Genomic DNA, 11,340 nt, shown 5'->3' with positions numbered 1-11,340 from the left:
CTGGTTTCTGACCAGAGGGGTACACGTGGACGACGAGGCCGAACAACCGGACGAGAAGCCGTTACTGGCAGATCGCTACCGCATCGACGGGTCACTCGGCCGTGGCGGCATGAGCGAGGTCTTCCACGGCTACGACGAGCGGTTTGACCGCCCTGTCGCGATCAAGTTGCTCCGCACTCCTGGGGTGATTCCGGCGGCGCCGGACAGTCCGGAGGCAGCCGAGATCTTGGACTCCCTGGAACGCGACCGGATGCGGTTCCTGCGCGAGATCCGCACCACTGCCCGGCTGGAGCACCCCGGCACCCCTTCCGTCTATGACACCGGCGTTGACAAGGCACCCGATGGAAGCCCTCGGTTGTGGCTGGTTATGCAGTTGCTCCGCGGCTCGACGCTGGAGTCGCTGCTCAACCATGCGGACTATGACGCTGCACCGCCGAGCGTGTCGTGGGCCGCCTCTATCACGGCACAGATCGCGGCCGTCCTTGCCGATGTCCACCGCCTCGACATCGTCCACCGTGACCTCAAACCCGCCAACGTGATGCTCGTCGACGGCGGGCTGGTGAAGGTCCTAGACTTCGGCATAGCCATCCTGCGCGGCGCAGGGGCCTTGCCGCGGCTGACCCAGATAGACCGGACGGTCGGCACGCCGCCCTACATGTCGCCGGAACAGTGCCTCGGTCGCGCGGTCACGTCCGCCTCCGACATCTACTCTCTCGGCTGCCTTCTCTTCGAGCTCCTTACCGGCGATGTGCCGTATCACGGCACGACCGATACGCCCCTGCGTGCGCACCACCTGCAGTCGCCCGTGCCGTCGGCGCGCGCTCGTCGCAAGGAGGTGCCGCCGGAACTCGACATCCTGGTGTCGTCCATGCTGGCGAAGGAGGAGTCGGCCCGCCCCTCGGCTGAGGCCGTGTACGAGGCGCTCCTGCCGCTGACAAGCATGTCAGATGGACGTGCTGACGGCGACGAGAACCGCGACCCGACCCGACCCTTCCGACGACCGCTTCTTGCCCCAGCCAAGCAACAGGGACCGAGCGAGAGTAAGGGCAGGATTACGGAGGAGCAGGCCGACGAGCTCAAGGCCAATGCGAAAGCGCTTCTGGACATCGACCGCCCCTCGGAGGCGATCAGGCTTCTTGAGGACGGTGTCGCCCGCGCTGCTCATGACTCCTTCCTGGAGCTCCGCCTGCGACACGCTCTCGCTGCCGCCTGTCACGTTGCCGGTGAGTACACGAGGGCAGGATCCTTGTTCGAGGTCGTCGGACGCGATTATCGGAAGTACCTGCCCCCGACCGACTCACACGTCCTCGACTGCGCCTACCAGGCCGGCCACGCCTACGCAGAGATCGGAAGACATGAGAAAGCGCTGCCGGAACTGCGCTTCTTTGTGCAGAACGCAGGCGGGCTGGGCGACGATGCTCCAGAGCTTATTCGTGATTCGCGGTTCGTAATCGCCCAGATGCTCTTCGCTGCGGGTCATCCCGACGAGGCGCTGGCTGAGTTCGACGGAGTGCGTCTACTTCTGGTGGAAGCGTACGGCGAGCACTCCACGCAGGTAAAGAACCTCGACAAGCAAATCTCTAGGATGGGGGCCTTCTCGGTCGAAGCTAACAGACGTTCTGTGCATATCAAGGAGCGCCGCGGACTATGAGCGTTATGTCAGAAAGGACGCAAAGAATGACCAATTGCCGCGAGATTGGCTTCGTCTACGTCCTCACCAATGAGTTCTTTCCGGGCTTGGTAAAGATCGGCATGACGAGCCGACTTTCAGAGGATCGAGCAGCCGAACTGTATCAAGGCTCGTCGGGAGTTCCTGGTCGGTTTGAGGTTGCCTTCCGCTTGATGACGTCACACCCACTCGCCATAGAGAAGCGGGTACACAAGCTACTGGAGGACTTCCGGCCGAACCGAGGTCGCGAGTACTTCCGAGTGTCGGTCGACCAGGCAATTGAAGCCCTGCGGGGCGCTGCGCTCGAAGTCGCGAGCATCGAAAGCTGGGGCGAAGCTGTTCAGCATGTCCGCCACGGAGACCGTCTTGCTTTGACACTGGCAGAAGGTGACCTGCTTTTCATCATCGCGCATCCAGGCATCATGGCGCCGCAGGCGGAGATCATCGACGTGTGGCAGGCGCACAGCGACGGAGATCTCCTCGAGCTCATGGGCGACAACAACCCCGGGCATGTGGCTGGCGTCAGTGACTACGACAAACACGGAGAGACGGACCCCGTCCCGTACATCGATCGTCATCGGCGAGTACGGAACATGCCGATCACCGGCCGAGAGCGGCTGGTGCCCGGAGATCGGCTGCTCTGGATCCGTTCACACGAACAAGGCCAGACCTGCGAGGTTGCCTGTTTCGAGATGGACAACCATTGCCAGGTAACCAGCCGAGCATGGGATCTGAAGTTTGATGAATCCAGCGGTCACCCCCTTCTACCCGAGATTTTGACCTACGATCAGCCTCCTCCTGCCGTCACTCGTGTGGTTCAGGCTGCCCTGCAGATGCCGCGTCCACGTTCATGGGCGCCACGGCAGCCGGAGCCCTCAGATAGCTGGGCATGTATCGGGGACAGTCCCCAGGAAGCCGAGTACTGGCTCCGGCAACTTAAGAAACCTTAAGTGATCATGTTACCGGCTACTTTAGACCTTACAAAGCTGCAGAATTGGTATTGTCCTTATCATCTGACCATTCACCTGGACAAAGAAGGCGATCCGCACTATATCGGATGCTCGGACGGGGCCGCGAAAATGGTCAAGGACCCACGTTTGCTCGGTGGTTGCTCGTGTGTACGGGATACGGCGCGGCACCCAGCGTGATTGGGCGGCAGACTCCCGGGGGCAACAGCGGACGAAATGGTAGAAGGCGGCACTAGGCGGCATTGATCAAGGGCGCTTTTAATCCGTCGGTTCAGGGTTCGAGTCCCTGGCGCCCCACCTGCGAAAATAGCTTTGCAAGAGTGATCGTTAAGGGCTGTTGACGGTACGGTTGACGGCAACGTCCTCAACACTGCGGCTGAGGCTCTCGTTGAGTCCGGTAAGTAGGCTCGGGACATGGCTGGTACTGCGGATGGCACTGAAGCAGAACATGTCATCCCTATCCCTCAGGACGGGGCAAAGCGGTGCGTCGTGATGATGTGCGGCATCGCGGGTTCGGGCAAGACGACCTACGCGCAGGAGCTGGAGCGACGCGGCTATGTCCGGCTGTCCATCGATGAAGCTGTCTGGGCGCGGATCGGGCGCGATGGTGCGGATCTCGACCCGAAGGAGTACGAGAACCACCAGGCCAATGCCGAGGAGGCGTTACAGCATGAGCTTGTGCGCTTGATGAAGAAAGGCCTGCGGGTGGTCTTGGACTACAGCTTCTGGCAGCGTTCGACACGTGACCGATACAAGTCCTTGATCGAGAGTCACGGCTACCGGTGGGAGCTCATCTACCTGAAAGCGGACCCTGAGACCCTGCGCCGGCGGCTCGCGGCACGCAACGACCTGGACGGGCCGAACTGTGTCACGGTGTCTGAAGAACTTCTGCAGTTGTATCTGACTGGGTTCGAGGAGCCGGTCAGTGAGGGAGAGCGCGTGATACCTCAGGGGTGATAGCCAGGGATCGCCTCTGCTTACGGCCCACATGACGATGCCACCACACCGCGCCGGTACACGAAGTAGTGGTCTTCCGAAAGAGCGCGGAGCCAAGCAGGTTTCTCGGTCAGGCTAGGCGAGACCCCCGAGCGCCTTTTCGAGCTTGTCGAGCGCTGTCGCTTGGTGCTCGGGTAGCACGTGGGCGTAGGTGTTCATGGTCAGCACGATCGTGCTGTGGCCGAGGATCTCCATGATGGTCCGGGTGTCCACGCCCTGAGCGAGCAGGATCGTGGCGCAGGTGTGCCGGAGGTCGTGCAGCCGTACGCGCCGGATGCCCGCCGCGTCGCACACGACCCGGAAGTGCCGGTAGAGATTCTCCGGCTCGATGGCGGTCCCGATGTGCGTCGTGAAGACCAGGCCGTGCGGGTTGTTCCACGCCGATCCGGCCGCAAGGCGCTCCGCGGCTTGCTCGGCCCTGTGCTCCTTGAGGACCTCCGCCAGGTTCTCCGGGAGCCGGATCGTACGGCGAGAGCGCTGCGTCTTGAGCGGCACGAGCTTGAGCCCCTCGCCCTTCTGCCGCTGGAGTGCCTGCCGGACGCGGAGCACGCCGTTGTCCAGGTCGACGTCATCCCAGCGGAGCCCGAGCGCCTCGCCGCGCCGGAGGCCGACGCCCAGAGCCACGGCGTACACCGCGTAGAACCGGCCCTTGCGTGCCTGCCGGAGGAACCGCTTGGCCTCGTCGAGGGTGAGCGCCTGGATCTCCGGCCTCTCGACCGTGCCCAGTTGGACGTTTTTCGCGACGTTGCGCAGTACCAGGTCTTCGCGGAGCGCCTGAGCGAGCGCGGCCCGGAGCAGGGCGTGAAGGTACTGGACCGTCCGGGGAGACGGAACCTTGTTGCAGCACTTCCCGATCGCACAGCACCGCTGCTGCTTCGCCGGGTCCTTGTGCCGCGGCGGCCGTTTGGCGTCGTGACCCTGTAGGCAGCACTGGCACGTCTTGGACACCTTCACGAGCCACGTCCGGAGGTCCTGGGCCGTGAGCTTCTTGAGCTGCTTCTTGCCGAGCCCCGGGATCAGGTACAGCCGCACGTACGTCTCGTAACTCCGGTAGGTGGACGGCCGGACCTTCGGCTTGGCGACCTGTTCGAGCCAGTACGTCAGGTAGTCCGAGGCTGAGCGTGGTGGTCTCCACGGGGACGCCCTTGCGCGCGTTGGCGAGAGCTTCGGTGAGCTTGGCGTTGGCCTCCTCCCACGTCTTGCCGTACACCCGGAACCGCTTCCGGGTGCCGTCGAGGGCTTCCAAGTAGGCCGCGCCCTCCCAGCGGCCGTCCTTGCGCTGGTTGAGCTTCCCCCCGTTCTCCGGACACCTCGCCTGAGGTCACCCTTGATCATCAGGAAGGATGTCCCTCATGCCCGCACCACACCCTCCAGAGTTCCGGCGCCGCTCAGTGAGAGGTTTCGCGAGGGACAAGGGACTGTGCTTCCCCGTCAGGCAGAGCGACAGTCAGCGCGGCTTGCCGGCGAAGCTCCTCGGCCAGTTTGGCCAACGTCATCGCCATCGATGGTCTGGCACAGGCCGCGGTAGTAGTCCTCGTTCGTCAGGCGACCGTTGCGTGTGGCCCACAGTCGTCCCGCCGAGCTTCGCCAGATGCTCCAGCCGGGAAACGCCTCCCGCAAGCCGCTGACGGTCAGGACAGGGACACTCGCCGCCTTCTCGCCGCTCATTGCGCTCTCCTCCCATAGGCCCATGAGCTGCATCGTAGGCAAAAAAAGCTATGGTACGCTATAGCGTGCTGTCTATCGCCACGGCGTGCAATGGCTTCCTACCGTTGCTCGCGTGATGGAGTTCAGGGCCAATCAGCCCAGGTGGCGGCAGGTCTACGAGATCATTAAGACTCGTATCGCTTCCGGCGAGTACAAGCCTGGCGAGCGCATCCCATCACTCGTTGCCCTGATCGAAGAGTTCGGCATCGCGAACGCCACCGGCCAGAAGGTCATGCGAGCACTCAGGGCAGACGGCCTGATCCACACCGAGCCCGGCATGGGCAGCTTCGTCACCGCCCCGGAAGAGCGCGCCCAGGCAGAGTGACCGCCGGAAACTCCCGAGGTACTGACCGGCGAGGGCTGTGGAGAGACGATCAGGTTTCGTAGGAGCCATTCCAGGGCTCGTAGAACCCGATCTGGTTCGGGTAGTACTCCACCTGGCCATCGCCGTCTTCGGATTTACCCGTCTCGTCGATGAGACCGAAAATGCAGCCGTGGGCGTCCACGCGGAAGAGACGAATGGCGATGTCCCCGTACTCGACGTCCTGCAAGCGTGCCAGCATCTGTTGCACCGCCCGATCTGCCTCGGTACCGTCCGCGAATGGACTGATCTCCGAGCTGAGGTGCCGGCCATCGTGGTCGAACAGATGAAGGATCGCGAACCATGGCACCGGCATCGGCTCGCCATGCTCATCATGCCAAGGCCACTCCCCTACCTCTTCGTAGGCCGCGACCGGCCAACCCCTGCACGCCCCTCCGAAGAACAAGCCTCCAGCGTGGGCACCGATGGTGTCGGTGTGGTAGTCGGGCTCGTAAGAGATGGGGATTAACTCTGGTACCGGCATGGCAGCGACGGTATCTTCAGCCGATGACATTTCCTGGCCAGAGCAGCGCCCGACTCACCACTTGCTGACGGCAACTGACGGCAACCGTTGACGGCAACGTCGCCAGACGCCTCCGGACGTCGGCTGGACTCCCCTGGACACTTGGCCCCAGTTCAGAGGCCATGTGCCCAGGGTGTCGATCAGCTTTTAATCCGTCGGTTCAGGGTTCGAGTCCCTGGCGCCCCACCACTTAACACCCCATCTGACCTGAGGTTTCTGGGTTGAGATGGGCCTTGCGGGGAGCACGCGGATCTCGGCGTCAGCGACCTTGTCGTTCACAGCGTGGCGTGGCCGCGGTCATCCAACAGCACGGTGCGCACGCTGCCGCCCCTGCCGTGGACCCGCGCGAGCTTGTCGTCCAGGCGCAAGGTCTAGTCCTCCACGTACAACGTGCACACCTCGGATGCGCGGGCGCGCAGACGTAGGCGGTCTTGAACAGCACTCGATCACACATCCGGTCCAGCGGCACGTCCTTTCGGGGCCGTCGGGTGCAGATCGCGGCCAGCACCTTGCCGATGTCGGCCGCTGCGGCGGAGCGGGGCAGCGTCTTGGGCACCGTGACGGTGTCGATCTGGTCCATTGCGTTGGCCCACAGAAGGTGGTGGGGACCGCCCATCAGCACAAGAGGCGAGGGCGGCAGAAACAAGGCCCGGCGTCCGCGGCGTTCCCGCTCGTCGACGGCGCCACCGGAAGCCTGCCGCGCCCGACACCGAAAATCTGTGTTCGCCGCAGTAGACAATCGTGTTCGCTGAGGCTACTGTTTCTCGCATCGTAAGGAAGGGTTCGGCCGGGCAGCGGAAGTACTGGCACCACGATGAACTGCCCGGAACAAGACGAAGTTGGAAGTCGAGGACAGAATGAAGGGAGTGTTGACGCCATCAGGATCGCCCGTTGCCGGCTGAGTCTCGCCGCTCGGGTACCGCAGTTCCACAGATAGGAAGGTGGTCTACGGTCACGCATCCGCGATCCCCGCATCACCGCCGCTCAGTACGGCGGATGCGGAAAACAGTGAGCCGGCCAGATGGCCGGTAGATGGTGTTGAACTCTTCGGGGCCCCGGCGCGACAGGTGCCGGGGCCCCCTGTGCGCGTGATGGAAAGGAATGTATGGATCAACCTCGCTCGGCTCCCGAGGATGACACACTCGCTCACGGCAGGACTGCGGACACGGCCGGCTCCAGTGCTGGATTGAGGGCCGAAGACCGGTTCGACGATGAGGACTACCCCGCCTACAGCATGGGCGCGGCCGCGGAGATGCTCGGTGTCAGCCCTGCGTTCCTGCGGGCACTGGGCGCCGCGAAACTGATCGAGCCGAAACGCTCCAGCGGCGGCCATCGCCGCTACTCCCGCTACCAGCTGCGGCTGGCCGCGCGCGCCCGGGAACTCGTCGATCAGGGCACTCCTGTGGAAGCCGCCTGCCGGATCATCATCTTGGAAGACCAGCTCGCCGACGCGCTGCGCATCAACAACGGGCGCGACCGTCCGGCCGGACACCAGTAGTGCTTTGTTAGGTGATCAGGGTGGTCGCGCCTTCTGCCACCGGCCTCGCTTTCCGGGATTTTACGCCTCCTACCAGGCGTAATGTCGTTTCACACGCTGTCGATTACCGGTAGCGAGGAGCTGTGCGGCTGTGGTTGCCATCCCCTGCCGCCGATTCTCGTGCAGCAGCGATGCAGCAACCGGAAACGAACCAGGGCCCGCACCGTGAAGGTGCGAGCCCTGATACGTGGCGCTATTTGTCATTCGGGAACGATGTTCTCGGCCTGCGGGCCCTTCTGGCCCTGGGTGACATCGAAGGCCACCCTCTGGCCATCGCGCAGCTCGCGGTAGCCGCCCTGAGAGATGATGTTCGAGTAGTGCGCGAAGACGTCGGCGCCGCCGCCGTCCTGCTCGATGAAGCCGAAGCCCTTTTCGGCGTTGAACCACTTCACGGTGCCGGAAGCCATTTTGATCTCCTCTTGACAGGCGTAGCCGGAATCCGCACTGTCACGAATTCCGCGTTGTCGCGATAGGCCCACACCCGGAGAAGACCGGCAAACAAAAAATGCACCTGAGGCTACATACCGTCAGGTGCACACAAGTTCATTATGGGTACCACAACTGCAACTGCGTCCAAGCTAGCACACGTGAGGCGTGATACGCATACCCCGCCGCTGTCCGCCTGGATGAGTCGCGCTCCAGCACGGGGTGCGCTACCTGCCGGTCCGGCCCCTGGTCATCCGCCGCCGCGCAGCTACAGGTTCGAACAGGGCCCTTCGCGATGGCTCAGAAGCTGCTGATCCGTGTCGTGGTGTACGGGGCGAGCCGAGCCGCCACCACATGCCTGAAGTTGACCAAGTAGGTGAATGTGCCCGGCTCTCCCTCGTGGGAAATCTGGAGGGACACCACAGTGCCCTGTTCCATCCAGCTGATGAGTTTCTCGGCTGTGGGCATCGTGCCGTGCACGCGGAGGATCAGTTCCTTCTCCTTGCCAACGCTGAGTAAGTAGAGCAGCCCCGAGGGGGCGTCCGTGGCCATACGATTCTCCTTAAATCAGGACTGCGGCCCGGTCCGCATCGGTATCCCCGCGATTCCCCGGGCATAGCCGGATCCCAGCGCCGTGCCTACGACGGGAATCCGCGTCGCCGCTTCCCAGGCTTCTGGAGCCGCGCGTCACAGGTTCGGGCACCGGGACCCGGCCGCCTACCACTCCGTTACCGGTCCTGGGTCGCTTGCTGTGCCCTTCGTGGCTCCGGCCTGCGGGTGCCGGACGCGGGCACCGGGTACACGTCCTTCGGATGGCCGTTCGTGACCTGGGTCCCTGGCCCTCGGAAGGCTCTGCCTGTGATCCTTATGCGTGCGTCCGCATCTCCTGCGGCACTCCTGCGTCGGCTGGCGACAGCCGCGCACTGGCTGACGTCACCGCTGCTTCCCGAGGACTACCTCGGGTTGATCAATCCGCTCTGGGACGCGAGGGAGCTGTGCGGCCAGGTCGAGGCGGTGCACGCGGAAATCAGCGACGCGGCGACCCTGGTGATTCGCCCGGGTCGGGGCTGGACTTTGCACCGTCCCGGTCAGTGGGTCCGTATCGGCGTCGACATCGACGGGCGGCGACACTGGCGCACCTTCTCACTGTCGTCGGCCCCGGGCAGGTCCGATGGTTGCCTCACCATCACGGTCAAAGCCGTGCACGGCGGGCTCGTCTCCAACTACCTGGTGCGGAGCACGGCATCTGGGACGGTGCTCAGGCTGGGCCGGCCCGAGGGGGCGTTCGTCCTTCCCGAGCCACCACCCCCGCGACTGCTGTTCGTGACCGCCGGGAGCGGCATCACACCAGTGATGGCGATGCTGGACGGCCTGCGTCTAGACAATGCGGACGGACCGGACATCGTACTGGTCCATTCGGCGCCGACACCCGCCGACGTCATCTTCGGCGGGCGGCTCCGGAGCCTGGCCGCACGGTGTCCGCGGCTGCGTCTGTACGAACGGCACACGCGCTCTGAGGGACGGCTGCGGCCCGCGGATCTGGCCCGGCTCTGCCCGGACTGGACGGAGCGGTCCGTCTGGGCGTGCGGGCCGCCGGCCATGCTCGATGACATCGCCGCGTACTGGACCGGGCCCGCGGGCGGGCTCCATGTCGAGCGCTTCAGTCTGGTGCCGTCGGCGGCAGCGGGTTCGGGGGGACGCGTCCGATTCACCAGGAGCGGCCGAGAAGCCGAGGCCGACGGCGAGACGCCCTTGCTGGCCGTCGGTGAGAGCGCGGGGGTGCTCATGCCGAGCGGCTGTCGCATGGGCATCTGCTACGGATGCGTCGCGCGCCTTCGCTCCGGTCAGGTACGTGACGTACGGACCGGCCAGGTGCACGGAGACGCAGGGGAGATGATCCAGCCCTGCGTGTCGGTGGCGGCCGGCCCGGTCGAGATCGAGCTGTGAAGGGAACAGACATGTCTGCCACATTCCATCCTGCCTCTGTCGACACCGAAGGGTTCGGCCGCGAGCTGGACAAGATCCGCGACGAGGTGCTCGCGAGCCTCGGCGAGCGGGACGCGGCTTACATCCGCGGGCTCATCGCCGTCCAGCGCAAGCTGGAGCTGGGCGGAAGAGCGCTGTTGTTCGCCTCCTGGTTGCCTCCCGCCTGGGCCGTCGGGACGGCGGCGCTGGCGGCCGCGAAGATCCTGGAGAACATGGAAATCGGTCACAACGTCCTGCACGGCCAGTGGGACTGGATGCGGGACCCGAAAATCCATTCGACCACATGGGAGTGGGACACCGCCTCCCCCGCCGACCAGTGGAAACACTCCCACAACTTCGTCCACCACACCTGGACGAACGTCCTCGGCAAGGATCGCGACATCGGCTATTCGGTGGTGAGAATCAGCCCGGAGCAGCGATGGCATCCGATCTATCTCGCCCAGCCGTTCTACAACGCGCTGCTGGCCCTCTTCTTCGAGTACGGCATAGCGATCTACGATCTGGAGCTGGAGCGCATCCCGTCGGGAAGAAAGGATCCGAAGGAGGCGCTGGCTCAACTCCGCGCCGTGGCGGCAAAGATACGACGTCAGATCGTCAAGGACTACGTCGCCTTCCCGCTGCTCGCCGGTCCGGCCTTCCTGCCCGTCCTGCTCGGCAACCTGACCGCGAACATGGCACGCAACGTATGGGCGCACACCATCATCTTCTGCGGCCACTTCCCTGAGGGTGCGGAGGTCTTCACCGAGGACCGGCTCGAGAACGAGACCCGCGGCGAGTGGTACGTCCGCCAACTGCTCGGCTCGTGCAACATCGACGGTGGACGCCTCCTCCACATCATGAGCGGCAACCTCAGCCACCAGATCGAGCACCATCTGTTCCCCGATCTGCCCAGCAACCGGTACGCGGAGATCGCGCCGCGGGTCCGCGCGCTGTGCGAGCGGTTCGGCCTCCCCTACACGTCCGGCTCACTGGCCCGGCAGGCCGGCTCGGTCTGGAAGCGTGTCCTGCGGATGGCCCTGCCGGGGCCGGGCGGGCCATCGGCGGCCGAACCGCCGGCGAGGATGCTCAAGGCCGCAGCGTGAGCACGGGCGGTTCAACCTGTGGCATGACAAAGCCCCGAGGCCGGCGAGAGTCGGGGCCGGATGGCCGTCGGATACCGGGAGCAGG

The 11,340-nt window shown here is 64.5% G+C and carries 11 protein-coding genes; 7 read left to right on the top strand and 4 right to left on the bottom strand.

Annotated elements, in window-relative coordinates; all coding sequences use genetic code 11:
- Positions 1-25 precede the first annotated feature (25 nt).
- The 3 genes from HHX30_RS10410 (at position 26) to HHX30_RS10400 (ending at position 3,594) form a co-directional block, all read left to right on the top strand.
- On the top strand, positions 26-1,651 hold the full coding sequence (locus tag HHX30_RS10410; RefSeq protein WP_211591843.1) for a serine/threonine-protein kinase: 1,626 nt from the start codon (positions 26-28) through the stop codon (positions 1,649-1,651).
- Positions 1,652-1,677: 26 nt separating this feature from the next.
- Positions 1,678-2,619 carry a GIY-YIG nuclease family protein gene (locus HHX30_RS10405; protein ID WP_169981678.1) on the top strand — a complete coding sequence of 314 codons (942 nt, stop codon included), beginning with the start codon at positions 1,678-1,680 and terminating at the stop codon, positions 2,617-2,619.
- A gap of 432 nt (positions 2,620-3,051) precedes the next feature.
- On the top strand, positions 3,052-3,594 hold the full coding sequence (locus tag HHX30_RS10400) for an ATP-binding protein (protein ID WP_169981677.1): 543 nt from the start codon (positions 3,052-3,054) through the stop codon (positions 3,592-3,594).
- Positions 3,595-3,708: 114 nt separating this feature from the next.
- Here HHX30_RS10400 and HHX30_RS10395 read toward each other — a convergent pair whose 3' ends face one another.
- Entirely contained in the window at positions 3,709-4,968 is a 1,260-nt protein-coding gene (locus tag HHX30_RS10395; protein ID WP_211591842.1) for a site-specific integrase, read from the bottom strand.
- Positions 4,969-5,416: 448 nt separating this feature from the next.
- Here HHX30_RS10395 and HHX30_RS10390 point away from each other — a divergent pair, with 448 nt between their 5' ends.
- Positions 5,417-5,665, top strand: coding sequence for a winged helix-turn-helix domain-containing protein (locus HHX30_RS10390; RefSeq protein ID WP_169981867.1), 249 nt, complete (start codon positions 5,417-5,419; stop codon positions 5,663-5,665).
- Between the two features lie 49 nt (positions 5,666-5,714).
- On the opposite strand, the gene HHX30_RS10385 is transcribed toward HHX30_RS10390, so the two are convergent.
- Positions 5,715-6,185 carry a hypothetical protein gene (locus tag HHX30_RS10385; RefSeq protein WP_169981676.1) on the bottom strand — a complete coding sequence of 157 codons (471 nt, stop codon included), beginning with the start codon at positions 6,183-6,185 and terminating at the stop codon, positions 5,715-5,717.
- Positions 6,186-7,458: 1,273 nt separating this feature from the next.
- On the opposite strand from HHX30_RS10385, the gene HHX30_RS10375 reads away from it, so the two are divergent.
- A complete protein-coding gene (locus HHX30_RS10375; RefSeq protein WP_211591878.1) occupies positions 7,459-7,722 on the top strand; it encodes a MerR family transcriptional regulator in 264 nt (87 codons plus the stop codon).
- Positions 7,723-7,961: 239 nt separating this feature from the next.
- Here HHX30_RS10375 and HHX30_RS10370 read toward each other — a convergent pair whose 3' ends face one another.
- Entirely contained in the window at positions 7,962-8,168 is a 207-nt protein-coding gene (locus tag HHX30_RS10370) for a cold-shock protein (RefSeq protein ID WP_169981674.1), read from the bottom strand.
- A gap of 319 nt (positions 8,169-8,487) precedes the next feature.
- A complete protein-coding gene (locus HHX30_RS10365; protein ID WP_169981673.1) occupies positions 8,488-8,739 on the bottom strand; it encodes a hypothetical protein in 252 nt (83 codons plus the stop codon).
- A gap of 315 nt (positions 8,740-9,054) precedes the next feature.
- Between HHX30_RS10365 and HHX30_RS10360 the strand changes: the two genes are divergently transcribed.
- Both HHX30_RS10360 and HHX30_RS10355 read left to right on the top strand, forming a co-directional pair.
- Positions 9,055-10,134, top strand: coding sequence for a ferredoxin reductase (locus HHX30_RS10360; protein ID WP_169981866.1), 1,080 nt, complete (start codon positions 9,055-9,057; stop codon positions 10,132-10,134).
- A gap of 11 nt (positions 10,135-10,145) precedes the next feature.
- Positions 10,146-11,255: an acyl-CoA desaturase gene (locus HHX30_RS10355; protein WP_169981672.1), complete on the top strand. Its 1,110-nt coding sequence runs from the start codon at positions 10,146-10,148 to the stop codon at positions 11,253-11,255.
- Positions 11,256-11,340: the final 85 nt, after the last annotated feature.

Origin of the sequence: Microbispora sp. H10836 (assembly GCF_012999525.1) — a bacterium.
Lineage (GTDB): Bacteria > Actinomycetota > Actinomycetes > Streptosporangiales > Streptosporangiaceae > Microbispora.
The sequence above is the reverse complement of the archived record's forward strand: the minus strand, read 5'-3'. Positions and strand labels throughout refer to the sequence as shown.

What these genes read in the sequence shown, in the direction of transcription:
- HHX30_RS10405 (WP_169981678.1), top strand. Translation starts at nt 1,678, where the DNA reads ATGACCAATTGCCGCGAGATTGGCTTCGTCTACGTCCTCACCAATGAG.
- HHX30_RS10400 (WP_169981677.1), top strand. Translation starts at nt 3,052, where the DNA reads ATGGCTGGTACTGCGGATGGCACTGAAGCAGAACATGTCATCCCTATC.
- HHX30_RS10395 (WP_211591842.1), bottom strand. Translation starts at nt 4,968, where the DNA reads ATGATCAAGGGTGACCTCAGGCGAGGTGTCCGGAGAACGGGGGGAAGC.
- HHX30_RS10390 (WP_169981867.1), top strand. Translation starts at nt 5,417, where the DNA reads ATGGAGTTCAGGGCCAATCAGCCCAGGTGGCGGCAGGTCTACGAGATC.
- HHX30_RS10385 (WP_169981676.1), bottom strand. Translation starts at nt 6,185, where the DNA reads ATGCCGGTACCAGAGTTAATCCCCATCTCTTACGAGCCCGACTACCAC.
- HHX30_RS10375 (WP_211591878.1), top strand. Translation starts at nt 7,459, where the DNA reads ATGGGCGCGGCCGCGGAGATGCTCGGTGTCAGCCCTGCGTTCCTGCGG.
- HHX30_RS10370 (WP_169981674.1), bottom strand. Translation starts at nt 8,168, where the DNA reads ATGGCTTCCGGCACCGTGAAGTGGTTCAACGCCGAAAAGGGCTTCGGC.
- HHX30_RS10365 (WP_169981673.1), bottom strand. Translation starts at nt 8,739, where the DNA reads ATGGCCACGGACGCCCCCTCGGGGCTGCTCTACTTACTCAGCGTTGGC.
- HHX30_RS10360 (WP_169981866.1), top strand. Translation starts at nt 9,055, where the DNA reads ATGCGTGCGTCCGCATCTCCTGCGGCACTCCTGCGTCGGCTGGCGACA.
- HHX30_RS10355 (WP_169981672.1), top strand. Translation starts at nt 10,146, where the DNA reads ATGTCTGCCACATTCCATCCTGCCTCTGTCGACACCGAAGGGTTCGGC.